This is a genomic window from Fictibacillus sp. EA-CB0309 (assembly GCF_055814265.1).
Genome location: NZ_CP169271.1, coordinates 2,898,517 through 2,916,595 on the forward strand (window position 1 = coordinate 2,898,517; position 18,079 = coordinate 2,916,595).

An 18,079-nucleotide genomic window follows, 5' to 3' on the forward strand; every position below is an offset into this window, starting at 1 on the left:
ATGGAAGGAGCTGTTTGTGATGGCAGTCAAGCCACGTCAATTGCAACGGGGCGACACGATCGGAATTGTAACATTAGGAAGCCCGCTAGAAGCGAACATTATTAATGAAGGAATCAATACATTAAGGAACATGGGATTTCAAGTCGTTGTGGGAGATTATGTATACGCCGCTAATGGATTTTTAGCTGGAACGCCACAGCAGCAGGCATTAGATCTAATGAACATGTTTAAAAACCCGCAGGTGAAATTAATCCTGCCTACTAGAGGCGGTGTTGGAGTTGCCAGCATTCTTCCCTTTCTGGACTTCAACATCATTAAGAGTAACCCTAAGATCATTTCGGGTTATAGTGACATCACCATATTGCTAAATGTCCTTTATCAATTTGCTGATCTTGTTACGTTTCAAAGTCTAATGCTCTTAGATTTCAGTCAAGCAACGCCACCTTATAACTATAACCAATTTTTCAATAGCGTCACTCAATTAACAGCACCTTGGACGATTAATAATCCACCGGAAATTCCCCTCGTCAGTAAAGTAGCCGGCAATGTTACGGGGCCGATTGTTGGCGGGAATCTCACTTCTTTTGTAGGAAGTTTAGGAACACCTTATGAAATTGACACAAAGGGAAAGATATTATTTCTTGAAGATACACATGAACCCGTTAATACGATTTACCGATATTTGAATCATCTGAAGCTCGCAGGAAAATTTGACGATTGCATTGGAATTATCATGGGAGAATGCACAGAATGCCAGCCTGCTTACGGAAAAACGTACGAAAATGTCATTGATGAATTCATCGTTCCACTAGGAAAACCTTTAATGGTAAACCTTGCAAGTGCGCATGGCTATTATAAGGCAGCGATACCACTCGGCGTGAATGTAAACATGAATACGTTCAATCGTACACTGACCGTGACTGAACCGGCAGTGAGTCCATAAAAAAGTGCATATTGGGCTCTTGAAACGGGTCACTAGCTATACTAAGCAGGGTATATAGAATGTTAATTCAAGAAATTCTCGGATTAATTCTAGAAATTCACACGTTATTCCGGCGAGTTTTGGCTATAATACGGCGAGTTTCGATCATAAATCGGCGAGTCGACACATCTCGACAAATATCAGACATCCATATACCCTCCCCCTCCAAAAAAAACAGACAACTCACGCATACCAAATTACGCTAAACAATAAAAAAGAGATTGACCGTTAAGCACTCACAAAATGCTGTGCAGGTCAATCTCTCTTTAATTAGTCTGTTAATAGTTTACTAGAGTTGCACAATCCAAACCAATAACAAGTGTTCGGCGGACCGGACCTCCTGAACTGTCAACAAAATAGGCTAATACTGCGCAACCTGAATTTTGATCAATCCTTAGAAGTGTAAAAATGGTTGGACATGCGCTTCCAGGAATGCAGAGCGGCTTACCGTTTATGATGACAACTACGCCATTTGGTACTTGGCTTGGTAAAAGATTAATCGTTATCTCAGTGATTTCACCGTCTACAATCGTCACCGTTCCTGTGAACACTCTATATCCATTTTGAGTAACGGTAATGGAATAAACACCTGGAGCTAGCCTTCCGAAACTAAAGACACCATTTGCTCCGGATACCGTTTCAAAGGTTGTCGCGCCATCACGCAAGACCACGGTTGCCCCTGAAACTGGCAGTCTAGTAAATGCATTGATAACTCTTCCTTCAAGCGCACCAAATCCTGACCCTAGTACAAAATTTACCGTTAAGTCGTCTCCTGGAAGGGCTGTTACTACTTGTGATTGATCGTCATAGCCAGGAGCTGATGCAGTCACGGTAAGGGTACCAGCTGGCAAGTTTCCGATTACATAATTTCCATTTGGTCCAGATGCTCCACGGCCAACTATTAAACCATTTTCATCGAATACAGACACCACGGCATTAATGACCGGGAACGCTGCCAAAATCACAGCTTGATCTGCTGAAGAATCTGCTTGAATGGCCAAAGCACCGCTGTCCGAGCCGATGATCTCTGGTAATAGCAAGTTGGTATCTGAAGTGACACTTCCCCTAATCGTTACAGGATTTCCGACGAGCTGATAGTCTGCTGTTGTTACAGCTCCAGCCGTAACACCGATTAATCTTGCATCACTTGCATATCGAGAGGCTGTTGCGCGAGCGGAGTATGTTCCAGGAGCCAATCCTGTTACGGAATAATTGCCATCTTCGTCTGCTACATCGCTCGTGATTGGTTCATTATCTGTGCTAAAGACAAATACTACTGCACCAGGTATCGCAAGGCCCGTATTTCGATCTGTTACTCTGCCTGCAATCGTTCCAGGATTCCCTGCTAACACAAAGTTTACCGTTGCTGTATTTCCAGGTTCGACTGTAAAATTTTGAAGTGACTGTTGAAAGTTCGTATTAATCGCTACGATGCTGTAAGAACCTGCATCAATATGATTGATAAAATAACGGCCGTCTATATCGGTCTGAACCTGAACGACTACTGAAGCTCCATCCTTAGCAAGTGTTATAAGGGTATCAGCCAGTGGTTGACCACCTTGATCCGTCACCCTTCCCCCAACGGCTGAAATTTGAGAGAGCAGCACTAAATCTTGAATGCTTACTGAATTGCTGAATACTTCTTCACTGGCTTCTGCTGTTCCAAATTCAGCTGCATTTGCAACAACCGTATAAACACCTGGAGGAAGACTGTTTACAAGATATCTGCCTTCATTATCCGTTATCGTAACAGCTATAACTGGACCTGCCACTCCAAATGCCCGGACTTCTATAGAGGCGTTTGGTATCGGTTCACCGGTTGCAAGACTTGTTACGGTTCCGGCTAAGCTCCCTGGATCTGGACTTAATGCTACGTTATCTATAGTCGTCTCATTAGCTAAGATGAACACCCCGGCTAAGTTTGAATCAAAGTTTACTGCTGTTACATTCACCTGATAGCGGCCCGGTGCTAATCCAGAAACAGAGTACCGTCCGTCATTAGCAGACAAAATGGAAATGACCGTACTTTGAGTGCTGTCAATGACTCGAACAGAAGCACCAGGGATTGGATTGCCTGTAAGCTGGTTAGAGACGATACCTGTGAGCTCGCCTGGATCAGACACTAATTCTAGTCGTGTTTCCGTGATTTGACCGTCCTGAACGATGACACCTTTTGTTGCGCTTCCGAATCCTGTTTTAGAAGCAGATACATTTAGCGATCCAAGCGGCAGATTGGTAATGAAGAACTGTCCGTTACTATCCGTTATCCCCGTTGCAACCACAATATTAGCAATATCCGTTACCGTAATTCTTGCTCCATTAATTGGGGTTTCTGTACCGCTTTCAACAACTGTACCACGTACAGCTCCAAATGCAGTTGCTAGATTGATAACCGCTTCTGTTACCTGATTAGCCACTACACTGACCGGTACAGTTTTTGACTGATATCCAGGAGCGATGACAATTAACAAATAACTGCCCGGCCTTACATCAAGGAAAGAGAATTGTCCTGAGTTATTTGTAGTGACCGTTCTAATAATAACACCGCTTGTATTGGCTAGCCTTACTGAAATCTGCCGGTTTACGATTGGATTTCCTGCTGCATCCACAACAGAACCTTGTATATCTCCTTGAATGACAGAAATATTTATTGATGCATTTGTTGTCTGATTACTTGTAACAATGGCTCCAACGGTGTTAGGAGCAAATCCAAACTTATCAGCACTTACTGTATACGTGTTTGGAGCTAATCCAGAAGCCAAATAAGCACCATTTGAATCTGTTGTCGTCGTACGGATGATGATACCTATTGAATTGATTACACTAATTACAGCGCCTACAACCGGATCACCGGTTTCAGCATTCCTCACGACACCTTGAATATTTCCTGGGTTTGGTTCGAGTGTAAAGTCGACATTCGTCCGAATTTCCCCTGGACCAATGGTAATTCCTCCGTTAAAGTTGGCGAAGTTTGGGGCTGTAACAACAAGTGTGTACGTCCCTGCTGCAATATTAGAAATTTCATACGATCCGTCCGAGCTTGTAGAAGCTGTTCCTGCAACGACCCCATTTAAGTTTACGATTTTTACCGTAGCATCTATTATCGGATCACCAGAAGTGCTGCGAACTGTTCCACGAATGGTTGCGGGGGTTGGAATAAGTGAAATGTTTGTAATCGTAGTTTGATCAGCTGTAACAGTAGCTCCTGTAGAGTTTCGCGCATAGTTGACAGCGGTCGCCACAACATTGTACGTGTCAGGTGGCAAGCCTGTCACAACATAGTTTCCTAGACTGTCTGTTATTGACCTTGCAATTGGATCTGTATCAGAAGTACGGAAGACAATGACTACACTTCCTACGAGTGGTCCATTTGTTTCAGCATCCGTAATTTTCCCGGCAATTCTGCCTAAAATTTGATTTAGTGCAATGTTTACAGAAGCAGTTCCTCCTGGCCCAACCGTAAACGTTACTTCTTCCCTCTGGAATCGGGGATCTACTGCTACCAACCTATATTGTCCCGCTGAGAAACCATTAATAAAATAACGGCCTTGTGAATCTGTTAATACTGAAGAGATGAGAACACCGGTATTCGTAAACAAGCGGATCAAAACATTCGCAAGCAGCACACCTGTATCTTCATTCGTAACGATACCTGTAACAGAACCCGGATTATTTGTAAGCAGAATGTTTAATGTCGTGGTCTGATTCGGTTGAACAACAGTAGAAGCTGATTCTGAACCAAAATCCTGTAAGGACGCGACAATGGTATAGGAGTTTGGCGAAAGTGCACCAAATGCATACTGTCCGTCACTGTTTGTCAGCGTAGTTCCAACTATAGGGCCAGCTGATGAAAGCTGTCTAGCGATTACCGATACGCCTGCTAGCGGCTGACCACTCTGTCGGTCACTGATTACACCCGAAATCGTACCTGGTGATGGAGACAGTGCAAAGCTCAAAACACTGGTTGCATTCGGTTGAATGGTAAAGCTAGCTAAATCTGTTGTGAATCCGTCTGCTGTTGCCGTAGCTCTATAAGATCCAGGATTAAGATCAGGAACTAAATACTGACCAAATTGATCTGCTACAGCAGTCGTAATAATCGCACCAGTATCTGTAGAAACAATAATGATGGTCCCCGGTATTGGATTACCTGTAATAACATCGGTAACAAATCCACTCAATGATCCAGGTGTTGGCGACAAACGCAGTGTGATATTCTTTGTTTCATTTGGATTAAGAAACAATGTGGCTGTATTAGATCCAAAGTTATCAGCAGATGTACTGATTACAACATTTCCTGGAGGAATGTTAGAGATGGTAAATTCTCCGTTGCTGCCGCTAACCGAACGGTTTAAAAAGATCCCGTTTACCGTCGTTACTAAGATGACAGATCCTGTTATTGGTGCACCAGAATTCGCATTGACCACTTGGCCGGTTACAGTAGCTGGCAATAAACTTAATGGTACGGTTACTGGCACCGTTGTTCCCGCAACCACATCGATTGGGACTGTATTCGAACTGTATTGATCTGCTGTTACGTTAATAAAATACCTGCCTGGGCTTAAACCTAAAATGATAAATGTACCATCTGGATTCGCAAGGAAAGATCTGAGCAGCTGACCTGATGAATGCAGCAGTCGGACTTGAATATCGTTGCCTGTTACTGGATTTCCGTCCTGATCAACGATCTGACCGGTAACGTTTCCGACCGTGCTGGATAGCTGAATATTAGCACCGGCAGTCTGGTTGCTCGTAACGATTGCGCCTGTTGTTACAGTTGAAAAATCATCTTTGTTGGCCGTAACCGTATAGCTGCCTGGTGCAAGATTGCTTACGATATAGTTTCCTGCTGGCGATGTTAAAGCAGAGCCTATGAACGCGCCATTTGTTGTTCGGACGATGAGCGTCACACCACTTAGCGGAGTTCCGTTTTCATCGGTCACTTGACCGGCGATCGCACCCGGATTTGGTTCCAGCTGATAATTTGCTCCAGAAATTACCAGACCTGGTGTTGTCGAGATCCCTGCGATTAGTGAAGAAAAATTCTGAGCTGTGATACTCACCTGGAATGTTCCTGGAGGTAAGTTTCCAATCGAATAGTTTCCGTTGCTATCAGTAGACCCTAAACCAATGATCGTTTCGTTAGCATCGAGGATTTGCACGATTGCATCTTTTATCGGTGTACCAGTTGTACTCGTGATCTGTCCTGAAACAGTGGCTGGATTCGGCTGTAGCGTCAGTGAAACCGATGACGTCTGATCCGCAAAAACACTGACCCCTGTAACAGCTGTCTGATAATTTGGCAATGACGCTGTTATCGTGTATTGTCCTGGTGCTAGGGAATCAAATCGGAACACGCCTCCAGGAGCAGTTGTTGCCGAACTGATTAAAATGTTATCAGCTGTAAAGAGCTGAATGGTCCCTCCTCCAAAGGCAGGGGAGATCTGTCCCTCAATCGTTCCCGGATTAGGCGGCAGGTCCACATTACGAATCGTGATTAAGTTCGACTGAACAATTGCTCCTGTTTGGTTTGTCTGAAAACCTGGTGCTGAAACGATAACATTATAAGACCCTGTTGCAAGTCCTGTAATTAAATAGTTTCCTAGCGCATCCGTTATCGTTGTCAAAATCGTTAGTCCGTTCAAATCCGTAACTCTAACCGTCGCCCCGCTGATTGGTCCTCCTGATCCTGTAATATTTCCTGAAATACTGCCTGGTGATGGATCGAGAGAGAGGTTCGTCGTTTCAGTTTCTCCTGCTGTTAATATGACGGTTGCCGTATTCGTTTGAAAATCATTAGCACTAACCACAATTGCATAGGTGCCTGGTGCCAAGTTCTGAACTTCATACATTCCATTGGGATCGGTAAATGCAGATGCAATTGGCGTACCGTTTAGATTTAGAATCCTTACTTCAATAGATGCTCCTGTAATGGGTGTTCCTGTTGTACTATTGAAAACAGTCCCTGTTATAGTTGCAGGGTTAGGTGCAAGATTAAATGACACAACCGTTGTTTGGTTGGAGTCGATGATTGCGCCTAGTGACAGTGTTTGATAAGTGTCCTGAGAAGCTGTTGCGGTGTACGTTCCTGGTGCCAAGTTCGTAACCGTATACCTCCCCTCGTCATCTGCAACGTTTCTTGATATAACCGTTCCTGAACTGCTCTCCCTCACAACAATCGTGGCACCTGCCAGCGGCGTACCATTTGTTACGACTATCCCTGTCAGCGTTCCCGGATTCGGTTCGAGCTGCACTTGAACAGATGTCGTTTCATTATCCTGAATGATGACGCCTGCTGTATTGCTCGAAAAGTTTGGTGCTGTCACCACCTGGGTATAAGAACCAGGAATCAGATTGTTAATTGTATATGATCCGTTAGCATCCGTGACGGTAGACCCTACAAGTAAATTGTTTTGGTAAAGTTCAACAATAGCCCCTGAAAGTGGAGTACCCACATTGGATGTGACTGTACCGGTTAATAATCCAACGATCCGTCCTAAGCTTGCATTGACCGTGCTAGTCGTATTTGACTGAATCATTGCCCCTAAAACAACTGTTCCGTATCCATTAACGGCAAACGTAACGGAATAAGTTCCAGGAGGCAACTGTTCTACCGTATATTGCCCTCCTCCATTGGAGGTTGTTTGCGCAATTGTAATGCCGCTTGAATTGAGCACACGAATACTTGCTCCAGAAAGAGGCGCATTTGTTCCAGCATCCCTAACTGCACCTGTGAGTATGCCTGGATTTGGTGTAAGAGCCGCATTCAGCGTAGTCGTCTGACCCGCTGTTAAAGTCGTACCGAGAAGCTGTGTTCCAAAGTTTGGTGCAGAAAAGCGGACACGATACTTTCCTCCCGCGAGATTGTTTAACGAATAAAGACCCGCACCATTCGTCGTTGTGCTTGTTATAACAATCCCCGTTTCATTTAACACTTCTACAGTTGCACCAGAAATTGGATTACTGTCTGTATCGGTTACCGTTCCTTGAATACCAGCCGGATTTAACGCAAGCGTGAAATCATCGGTCTCCGTTTCATTAGGAGCAAGGTCGATCCCTCTTGAAGCAGATTGGAAGTTTGTTGCTGTCACGCTGATCGTATAGAAACCAGGAATAACGCCAGAGATGCTATATTGTCCAAGTGCGTTAGTCGTTGCAGTGGCAACTTCTATACCTGATGTGTCCGTCAGTTTGACAACCGCATTTTGCAGTGGGCCGAACCCTGCACCGATAACTGTCCCGTTTACTTTTGCCGGAAGAGGATTTAACAGCAGCTCTACTCGACTGATATTTCCGCTAGTAACCGTTGCACCGCGAACGGCTGAAGTATAGTCAGGATACGAGAACGTTAATGTATACGAACCAGGAACCAATCCTGTAAAACTATATTCGCCGTTACCATTGGTCGTAGTGGAAGCAATCGTCGTAAGACCTTGTTGAAGAAGGACATTTACACCTGTTAATGGCAATCCTGTTGAACCGTCTTTTACATTCCCCACGACACCCCCGGTTGTTTGAACCGTTATCACCGTTGTAGCCGTGCTTACAGGCAGTGTGTTTCCAGTGAAGTTATCAATCCCGCTTGTGGTAGCCGTCTCGAGGGTTCTGGAACCAGCAGTCGTAAAAATCCCTGTTACAGAAAACGTTAACGTCGTTTGCGTTCCTGCGGCCAGGTTCCCAACGTTCCAGCTAAGTGTTTTTGAAAGTGAATCATAAACGGCATTCCCGCTTGCCACATTGATTAGTGTGAAATTCGAGATCAGATCAAGACCCAAAACATCACGAATAAATACGGTGGTTGCCGCACTTTTACCAGTATTAGAAAGGGTTATTCTCGCCGTGTATGTGGCAGAATCACCAGCCAGAATCGTTGTCGGCCCAGATAATAATTGTTTGGAGACAACTAGTTTTGCTTGTACGTTAACCTCTTCTGGTGTAACCGGGTTTGATAGAGCATTTTGAAATTGAAAACCTTCAGAAGTTCGAAGAGAGTCTTTATTGTAGTTGTTGGCGTTTGCTGAAGTGAAGGAGATGAGTTGAAGAGGACTGTTCGCATTGATTCCTAGAAATGAAAACAATACAGAGACAGGAATGAAAAAGTCTAAGAAAAAGTCTGGGTCTCCGCTAAAAGTTGAATCCGCAGGCGTTACCCTTGCATAATCAAAGTTTACAATCGGCTGTGTAAAGTTTGGTGCTCCTTGCCCGTTTGTACCTTCAGCCTGGTCAGTCCATGAGTTAAACTGAACGATCGTATTTTGAATAAGTTCGAGTCTTTGCAGATTTCCGTTAACCGTTAAAAGCCAGTTGTATGTGCCTGGCACTCCCGTTGTATTAATTAAAACACCCCAGGCAAAGTTACGAAAAGCCGTCAAAGCATTATTTCTCGGATCACCGTTTAAACGAAGTCTAAAATAAACATTTGTAGTGTCATAGGCGACATAAAATGAGGGGAATTGCGCATTACCTACCAGGTCAGTGGAAGCTGGAGATTCGTCCCCTACAACATCGAAATAGGGTTGTCCACCAACACTTATTGAGGTAAATTGAATGTTACTTGGAAATGGCATATTAAAGTATTACACTCCTTTTATCTTTATCTTATAACTTATTCCTCCATTCCCCATTTGGTACGATATTCGCCTATGTTTTAAAGAAAAGTGACACATTTTATTAGACGATTTGCCTTCTGTGTCACTTCAACTGTAAAGTACATCCGTAAAAAAAGAACCATACAATATGGTCCTTCTTACCTTCTGCCTTAATTGGTTTTAACCTTCACAAATTTCCGCTTACCCACTTGAATGATTAAATCATTCTTTACCATCACTCGTAGATTCGTATCTTCTACTTTTTCACCATTGATCTTAACACCTCGATTGGCAATCATTCGGCGTGCTTCACTTTTTGAGGTCAGCATCTTCAGTTCAACAATCAAGTCAATAACAGATACTTCCTCTGCACCACTCCACTCCTCCACCGGAATCTCATCTGGCATTGTTCCTTGCTGGAAAACGTTTATAAAATGCTGTTCGGCCGCTTCAGCTGCTTTCTCGCCGTGGTACATCCGCACAATCGTTTTTGCTAAAGTCATCTTCGCATCACGCGGGTGCATCTTACCGCTCTCGATGTCACCTTTCACTCGTTGAAGTTCTTCAGGCGTAAAATCTGTTACGAGATCAAAGTACTTTGTCATGAGCGGGTCGGGAATTGACATCGACTTTCCATACATTTCTTGCGGTGCTTCATCGATCCCAATGTAGTTTTTCTTGGATTTCGACATCTTTTCAACGCCATCGAGTCCTTCAAGCAGCGGCATCAGCATCGCAACTTGCTTTTCTTTGCCGAACTTTTCTTGGTAATGTCTGCCCATTAAAATGTTAAAATGCTGGTCCGTCCCGCCTAGTTCAATATCACACTCCAGCATAACGGAATCGTATCCTTGCATAAGCGGGTAAAAGAATTCATGCAACGAAATCGGTTTACCTGTGGAGATTCGCTCATCAAAATCATCACGCTCCAAAAGCCGTGCGACTGTTATTTTTCCAGCAAGGTTAATCACATCTTCAAAGTTAAGCTGTGAGAGCCATTTAGAGTTGTAATGAAGTTCTACTTTTTCCATGTCCACGATTTTGCCGAACTGTTCAAAGTACGTCTTCGCATTGTGCTTCACTTCTTCTGTTGTTAGCTGTTTACGCGCAACAGACTTCCCTGTTGGATCGCCAATCTTCCCCGTAAAATCACCAATAATCAGCTGGATGATATGGCCGTTTTCTTGAAACTGTCTGAGTTTATTCAGGACAACCGTATGACCAAGATGTACGTCTGGCGCTGACGGGTCTAAACCGAGCTTTATTTTTAAAGGGCGGTTTTCAAGAATCGATTTCGCCACTTTTGTTTCTAGATCTTCGGAAGGAATGATCTCCTGAACACCTTGGCTATAGATCGCCATCTGCCTCTTCACTTCATTGCGTTGATTCTCTGTTAACTGTTCTATAACCTGATTCATCTGAATTTCCTCCTTTTTTTTACAAAACTGTTCTCTAAACGCTGTATTCGTAAGCTTTTTCTCTGTAAGTGGTTCATTTCCGTTTCCGGCTGCAATTATCTTTTTGGAAGGAGCCAAAAGTTACAAAACAGTTGCAAGTTCGGCTCTCAAAACGGGCCTACACTTATACCTAGCAGGGTATCACCACAACTAATTCGAGAAATTCCGGACTTATTTCCGCGAGTTTTGGACTTAATTCGGCGAGTTTTACCTTTAATTCGGCGAGTTTTGCCCATATATCTGCGAGTTTACATAAATCGACAAATATCGAGTGCCCTATACCCCTACCCCTAACAATTTCTAGCCCCATTGCTTCCCGCCAGGTTTCTGCACTTTCAACTACTACAGATCTAGTGTTTAAAAAATAAAAAAAGACCACATCCCAAAAACTAAGGGACGTGGTCTAACTTTTACACGCGGTACCACCCTAATTGAAGAAACTGAACATTCTTCCACTCGAAAAAAATAACGGTTCTCCCGTTCTTTGCATCTGACCACAATAGTCAAAAACAAAGAAAGCTCTTGGTAATGTAATTCACATGATCTTTGTGCCGGTTCGCACCATCCACCGGCTCTCTTGTTACAGGGAGATCATTGCTACTGCGTTTCCTATCATCGCATGTTTATATAAAATTAAAAGTTGTTTTCTCGGATGACTCGTCTAAGCAAGCCCGATATTACTTTTTGCTCCTCAACAGATAATGAAGATACCACTTCAACTTCACCTTGATGAAACTGGGGATATAACTCCTCCATCACTTTTCTGCCGTTTTCCGTCAGCACCACACATGTGATCCGTCTGTCACGGTTATCCACTTTTCGATAGCAAAGTTCTTTTCGTTCTAATGTATTCGTGATGTTGCTGATCGTTGCTTTCGAAACACCCGCTGACACCGCGAGTTTTTTCGTCTCTACCGATTCCCAGATCCAAAGATCATACAAAATGGAAAACGACGTCCACGAAAGCCCGTGTTTCGCTAGAACTTCCCGCTCCATCTTATTCCTCAATCCTTGTGCCGCTCGGTAGAGATTGGTTACGACAGTTATAGCGTCTAAGTGGAGTGACTCTATGGGCGCTTTCGCTAATTTATTGATGGTATCCTTTTCTTCCGGCAATAATTCACCGAACTCATCAAAAGAATAGATGCTAACCACTCCTTAAAGTTTTCATAATCGTTAGCATTGAAACGATAATAGCAGAAATGAATTTTTTATGCAAGCACATTACTAATAATCTTCCCCGATTGAACGGATTTTTGTCCAATCCATTTTATTAAAAAACTCAATGCATTGGTTTTCCATACCTTACTAATACGTGCCACAATAATTTTAATTCTTGTAGTATTTCCTCATGTGTTCCTCTATCACTCCAACCATTTGGACTGCGTTTTAAATCAAATACAGCTTCACCTATACGGTGTGCATGGATTAAACCATCTTTGTTCGCTATACGTGTGGCGAGTGATGGCATGGTAGGACCTCTAAAATCCGTAGGAACTTCGTCAACGGACAGTTGGAATCCAGAATGCCAGTATAGGTCAATATCGTAAGAATCACAAAGTCTCTGAAGTGTTTCTCCTGTATTTGTTTTTTAAAAGATGGATCTGCTACAAGGATCTCAACATCTTCCTTTAACTGAACATCACCATGAACTTGCGCCTCTATATAATGGTTTAAGTTACGCGAAGCATCCTTGCCTTCTGGATTTAAAAAAGGTTTTCCTATATTCGAATAAAGATGTTGAATCAGCTTACCAGGTGTAAGCTCTCTTTCACCAATTGCAAAATCACTTACAAAAATGTCTGATAATAACGCTGCTAAAATCATATCGAATTCCAGAAGCGTGCCCTTTTCTTTAGGATTCTGATGAGAATCTAAGTATGTGAATGTAGCACGTTTTGACACTTCTTTCTTAAGAAGAAAATAACATGAACCAAACCTTGGTGCAGGCCCATCAGGGTGCAGCATTACGTTTAACGCTCCATACTTTGGACGTTCTTTGTTTGCTGTTCCTTCCATTTGAAAAGCACCATCAAACAATATTTCTTCCCATTTATCTCTTGCCCCGCCCGAAAAAGCACTCAAACTGCCATTGGATAGTAATGTTTCAAATTGACTTTTATAGATTCCCTGCTCTAAAAGCGCTTGTGCAACACTTCTCATATCGAGGTCAGGACGATCTGGATGAAAGTGAAGAGCAACACGTGCGTTCGCTTTTAATCGGTCTACTGCAGATCGAAAAAACGTATTCTCTACGTTTGACATCTTAAGCACATGCTGAATGGCAGCATGTGCTTCTTCTTTATGTTTTCTGGCATAGTCATCATAATGCTGTATCGCATATTTCTGAGATTTTGTTAACTTCATACCTCGACTCCTCTGTTTTCTTAACCCATCCTTTCCTTCGATAAAAACATCCAGAACCCTTTCCAAAGCCGTATAAAAATATATAACTGTATCGTTTACATTCTGAGAAGAATATACTTTTAAAAAGGAGGAAGGTCGTATGGCACAACGTAAAAAGCAAAGAATTACAGGCTCACGCAGTTTTCATACACCAAAGTTGATTCCTCTTATACTGATGATTTTCATTCTATTCACTTCAGCTCTAAGTCTATTTCTATCTTCTACACTATTTAATGAACACCTCGTCTTATCCGAAGGTTCTCTTTGGTTAGCGATGTCCTTGCTTTCTTTATTCATTGCTCTGGTCTCACTTCATTCTAAGATGGATCATGTATTGGAAAAGATACTAGTTCCCATTATCATTATAGGTTCACTGGTATGCTCAGGAACGTTTGCCTTTACCACTCTTCAGCTATTATCTGATAAAAAGAACTATGATGAACAAAAGTTTAAAGTTTCAGAGGGTATACCCAGTCACATAGAGTTTGACGGATCAAAAAATGGTTCGGACTATGTATCATCTTTTACCATTCATGGTGTAAAGATTAAGGTAGCTCACATGAATATTACAGAAGCCACTTACAAAACTGAACTGAAAAATAAACCATTAAAACTCCAATATCTGCCTCATAGCAAGTTTGCCGTTAGCCTGGCAGAGATTGTAGTAAAAGATATTCAACAAAAATAAAGCACAGCTTTCATTTCTAAAAGCTGTGCCAATCTTTAAATATTCTTTAGAAACTTAAATATTTCTGGATACTCGTGCTGTGGAATTAAGTTATTATAAAAATGAGTAAACACCACGACCAGCACTACGGTGAATAAAATAAACGCAACAACCTCTTTCATCAACCATACTCCCTATCCATTTACTTTCTTTTTTAAATGCTGCTTATCTTCTGTTTTCCATTTAAAAATTCCGTTTAATAAAATATAAATTCTTTTTGATTCTTTTGTAAGCAACGGACCGAGAATGGCAAGTATTAATACATACAGTGCAGAAAATGGTTTTAATACAGAAGCCAAGCCACCAGCCATACCAATGTTCGCTACTATGATAGAGAATTCTCCTCTAGAAACAATCGTCAAACCGATGTTGGATGAAGCTTTATGAGACAAGCCTGCTTTCCTTCCTGCAATCATACCCGCCACAAAGTTTCCTACGATTGTGATAACGACCGCTCCTAGTGCAAGCCAAACTGCGCCACCCAACGTGAACGGGTCTATACTTAAACCAAAACTGAAAAAGAAGATCGCTCCAAAGAAATCTCTAAATGGTATAACCATCTTCTCTATTCGTTCACTGTGTTCAGTCTCAGAAAAAACAAGTCCTAACAAGAGAGCACCGATCGCTTCTGCTACGTGAATGGTTTCTGAGAATCCAGCAATAAAGAACAAAGAAGCAAAAATCACGATAATAAAGATTTCGTTTGACGTAATGTTGAGTAATCTGTTTAAGTGTTTTGTACACGTTCTGGCAATGACAAAGAATAAAATCATATAGCTAAACGCGATTAAAATGGATTTAGTCACGCCTAATACGGATGTTGCATCTCCTAATACTAACCCAGAGATTATCGACAGATAGACAGCTAAAAAGATATCTTCGAACATAATAATTCCAAGAATCAGTTCCGTTTCTGGATTAGCCGTCCGCCTTAGATCAACGATAATTTTCGCTACAATAGCACTGGAAGAAATGGTTATGATTCCAGCGATGATGAGGATCTCTAATAGAGAAAAACCCATAATGTAAGCGTAGATCAAACCTAATGAGAAATTGATAAGAATATAGATGCTGCCGCCAACAGCGATGTTTTTTCCGGAGCGTACTAATTTTCCAACCGAAAATTCTAAACCGAGATAGAACAGTAAAAACAATACGCCAACCCTGCCAAAGAAGGTAATGATTTCGTTGCTGTTAATAAACGTAAAATCCAAAACGCCAATAACAGGAGCATGCGGACCAACAATCATTCCAAATATGATGAGAAAAGGAATGATGGAAAAGTTTAATTTATTTGCGAGTAATGCAGCAAGTGCGATGATGACCAGTGCTGTACCAACTTCTAGTACAAGATGATTTGTCATTCACTGCTCACCTCTGCTGAAAACATCTCCTTAATAATTCTTTTAACACCAGGTCTTTCGCCTGATATGACAAGCATATCTCCTGAGTCGATCATCGTTTCAGGACCAGGATTCAATACTTTTTCATTTCCTTTGATGATTGCAATAACAGACACTTCATATTTTTGACGGATATCCAGTTCTCCAATTGTTCTTCCAACAGCAAATGCTTTTGAATCAACTCGATACCATTCAATCATTAGTTCATCAAAAGCCATCTCAATCGTTTCCAAAGCTTTTGGTCGATAGATCATACCACCAATGATGGCAGCAAACTGTCTAGATTCTGTATCACTTAATGTAACGGAAGAAAGACTTTCTTCGTAATCGTTCTTATCAAAATGATAGATTTCTCGTCTTCCATCATCATGAACGATCACGACCACTTTATCTCCATTAGCTATCTCCATTTCAAATTTCCTTCCGATACCTGGTAATTCTGTTTCTTTAACGATCATAACAATCTCCTTTTTGGTTTTTTGGCACGACAAATAAACGTTCGATTACATGTTTTTTCGAACCGTGCTAAGAATAATTTGTTTTGCTAAATAAACCTTACGTCGAAGGCCTTTTTAAAGGTATAGGGATTGTTAAATGTTAGAGGTAATTCGATTGAAATTGATAGGGGGTAAGTCGTACAATCTTGTTGCTAACTTGGCTAGTTGTTGGGTATACATGATATTCACGTAGTTCTTCTAAAGGTATTTCGATATCAACATAAACTGCTTTCGCTGACTTTTGTAACTTCTTACTTTTCGTTGGATACTCGCCGATAATGGTAGATTCATCGATTGACGCAGAGGATAATTCATAAACGTCATTTTGAGGTGGCGAGAATAGGTTTTCCATGTTGTAGTTTGGAAAAAGAGATGTGAACGCAAAAACGTACAACAAGACCAATAAAGAAAATTTCCGCAATTTCTTACTCCCCCTTTCTTTTGAATCTAATATAAGTGTACCACAACATAACACGATCCTGAAGTAAAGCGAAAAAGCCACCCTTTAAAAAGGCGGCTTTTTCATCTTCCGTTATTTACTTGTATTCAACTTACTATTTCGATATCCATAACTAAAGTAAAGAACTAGTCCTAGTACAAGCCATACTACAAATCCTTTCCACGTAAATGCAGAAAGCTGAAGCATGAGATATACACAGAAAATAATCGCTAAAGCAGGAATGACTGGTACCCATGGTGTTTTGAAACCACGTTCGATGTCTGGTCTTGTCTTTCGAAGAACAGCAACTCCAAGCGAAACGGTAGCAAATGCAAACAGCGTTCCAATGCTTGTCAGCTCAGCTAATTTGTCTAATGGTACAAATCCTGCAAATAAGGCTACAAGTATTCCTGTCGTCCATGTACTTGGCAGCGGTACTTTTGACTTTGGATGAACCTCCGAAAGTTTACTTGGAAGAAGTCCATCACGGCTCATTGCATAAAACAAACGAGTCTGACCGAACATCATAACGATCAGAACTGTCGTTATCCCTACGATAGCACCTAGAGAGATAAAACCAGCTGCCCAATCCTGACCAATAAATTGCAGTGCAAATGCTACCGGGTCTTTTACATTTAACATTTCATAAGGAACGATTCCTGTAAGGATTAAAGATACAGCGATATAAATGATTGTACAGATGGCCAATGCTGAAATGATGCCGATCGGCAAGTTTCGTTGTGGATCTTTTACTTCCTCAGCTGCTGTAGATACTGCATCAAATCCAAAGTAAGCAAATACAACAACCGCTGCTCCTGTAACAACTCCAGAGAATCCAAAAGGAACAAAAGGCTGCCAGTTAGCCGGTTCTACATACCAAACGCCTACTGCGATGAACAAAAGGACAACCGCTACTTTTACAATAACCATGATACCATTGAATTTTGCAGATTCTTTAACTCCTCTTGAAAGCAAGAGTGTCACCAGAAGAATAATCATTACTGCCGGCAAGTCAATGTACGTACCTTTTGCCGGATCAAATGCACTCGTTATGGCTGTTGGAAGATGTATTCCAAAACCGGTTAACAAGCTTTGAAAATACCCGGACCAGCCGCTTGCAACTGCGGATGAAGCTAGTCCATATTCCAAGACGAGATCCCAGCCAAGAATCCAAGCGAAGATTTCGCCAAATGCCACATAACTGTAAGTATACGCACTTCCTGATTGTGGAATCATGGATGCAAATTCCGAATAACATAGTGCTGCAAACACACAGGCGAGTCCTGCAATAATAAATGATAAAATGAGTGCTGGCCCCGCATATTTAGCAGCAGCTACTCCAGTAAGTACGAATACACCGGTACCAATAATTGCACCAACACCCAGCATCGTTAAATCCACCGCACCAAGTACGCGATTTAAAGATTGATCTGTACTTTGATTGGTTAATAACTTCTTTCTAAATAAGTTCATATGGCCTCCAATAATTGTCGATAATAGTCGAATGATTCACCTTCGTCATTTTACAAGGATTCGATATATTTGTAAAGATTATAATTTTCAAATATTTCTAATAAGTG

Annotated in this window: 9 protein-coding genes, 1 pseudogene and 1 other annotated feature; of the genes and pseudogenes, 2 read left to right on the forward strand and 8 right to left on the reverse strand. The window is 41.8% G+C overall.

Translation table 11 applies throughout. The annotated features are described in order from the left end of the window. Positions 1-19: 19 nt before the first annotated feature. Complete coding sequence (locus ACEWFH_RS16245; RefSeq protein WP_473724826.1) at positions 20-943, forward strand: S66 peptidase family protein; 924 nt, start codon at positions 20-22, stop codon at positions 941-943. Between the two features lie 317 nt (positions 944-1,260). Here ACEWFH_RS16245 and ACEWFH_RS16250 read toward each other — a convergent pair whose 3' ends face one another. The 4 genes and pseudogenes from ACEWFH_RS16250 to ACEWFH_RS16265 all read right to left on the reverse strand — a co-directional run bounded on the left by ACEWFH_RS16250 (position 1,261) and on the right by ACEWFH_RS16265 (position 13,292). Beyond that, positions 1,261-9,549 (reverse strand): carboxypeptidase regulatory-like domain-containing protein, encoded by an 8,289-nt coding sequence (locus tag ACEWFH_RS16250; protein WP_473724827.1) that lies wholly within the window; start codon positions 9,547-9,549, stop codon positions 1,261-1,263. A 191-nt stretch (positions 9,550-9,740) separates the two neighbouring features. Further along, positions 9,741-10,988 (reverse strand): tyrosine--tRNA ligase, encoded by a 1,248-nt coding sequence (gene tyrS, locus ACEWFH_RS16255; RefSeq protein WP_473724828.1) that lies wholly within the window; start codon positions 10,986-10,988, stop codon positions 9,741-9,743. A 428-nt stretch (positions 10,989-11,416) separates the two neighbouring features. Beyond that, positions 11,417-11,652 (reverse strand) — a binding site (T-box leader). Positions 11,653-11,660: 8 nt separating this feature from the next. Then, on the reverse strand, positions 11,661-12,173 hold the full coding sequence (locus ACEWFH_RS16260) for a MarR family transcriptional regulator (RefSeq protein ID WP_473727322.1): 513 nt from the start codon (positions 12,171-12,173) through the stop codon (positions 11,661-11,663). A 136-nt stretch (positions 12,174-12,309) separates the two neighbouring features. Then, positions 12,310-13,292 (reverse strand): annotated as a pseudogene (locus ACEWFH_RS16265) (DUF3626 domain-containing protein). A gap of 241 nt (positions 13,293-13,533) precedes the next feature. Between ACEWFH_RS16265 and ACEWFH_RS16270 the strand changes: the two are divergent. Beyond that, entirely contained in the window at positions 13,534-14,121 is a 588-nt protein-coding gene (locus tag ACEWFH_RS16270) for a hypothetical protein (RefSeq protein WP_473724829.1), read from the forward strand. Positions 14,122-14,294: 173 nt separating this feature from the next. On the opposite strand, the gene ACEWFH_RS16275 is transcribed toward ACEWFH_RS16270, so the two are convergent. From ACEWFH_RS16275 to ACEWFH_RS16290, 4 genes are all read right to left on the reverse strand, one after another. Then, positions 14,295-15,524, reverse strand: coding sequence for a cation:proton antiporter (locus ACEWFH_RS16275; RefSeq protein WP_473724830.1), 1,230 nt, complete (start codon positions 15,522-15,524; stop codon positions 14,295-14,297). Further along, positions 15,521-16,021, reverse strand: a complete 501-nt coding sequence (locus ACEWFH_RS16280; protein ID WP_473724831.1) for a cation:proton antiporter regulatory subunit — start codon at positions 16,019-16,021, stop codon at positions 15,521-15,523. Before ACEWFH_RS16280 ends, ACEWFH_RS16275 begins: the two co-directional genes overlap by 4 nt. Before the next feature lie 139 nt (positions 16,022-16,160). Further along, positions 16,161-16,481 (reverse strand): hypothetical protein, encoded by a 321-nt coding sequence (locus ACEWFH_RS16285; RefSeq protein WP_473724832.1) that lies wholly within the window; start codon positions 16,479-16,481, stop codon positions 16,161-16,163. 111 nt (positions 16,482-16,592) lie between these two features. Continuing rightward, on the reverse strand, positions 16,593-17,972 hold the full coding sequence (locus tag ACEWFH_RS16290) for an amino acid permease (protein ID WP_473724833.1): 1,380 nt from the start codon (positions 17,970-17,972) through the stop codon (positions 16,593-16,595). Positions 17,973-18,079: the final 107 nt, after the last annotated feature.

Bases quoted from the DNA above. Each gene is read 5' to 3' on its own strand.
- ACEWFH_RS16245 (WP_473724826.1), top strand. From the start codon at position 20: ATGGCAGTCAAGCCACGTCAATTGCAACGGGGCGACACGATCGGAATT.
- ACEWFH_RS16250 (WP_473724827.1), bottom strand. From the start codon at position 9,549: ATGCCATTTCCAAGTAACATTCAATTTACCTCAATAAGTGTTGGTGGA.
- tyrS (WP_473724828.1), bottom strand. From the start codon at position 10,988: ATGAATCAGGTTATAGAACAGTTAACAGAGAATCAACGCAATGAAGTG.
- ACEWFH_RS16270 (WP_473724829.1), top strand. From the start codon at position 13,534: ATGGCACAACGTAAAAAGCAAAGAATTACAGGCTCACGCAGTTTTCAT.
- ACEWFH_RS16275 (WP_473724830.1), bottom strand. From the start codon at position 15,524: ATGACAAATCATCTTGTACTAGAAGTTGGTACAGCACTGGTCATCATC.
- ACEWFH_RS16280 (WP_473724831.1), bottom strand. From the start codon at position 16,021: ATGATCGTTAAAGAAACAGAATTACCAGGTATCGGAAGGAAATTTGAA.
- ACEWFH_RS16290 (WP_473724833.1), bottom strand. From the start codon at position 17,972: ATGAACTTATTTAGAAAGAAGTTATTAACCAATCAAAGTACAGATCAA.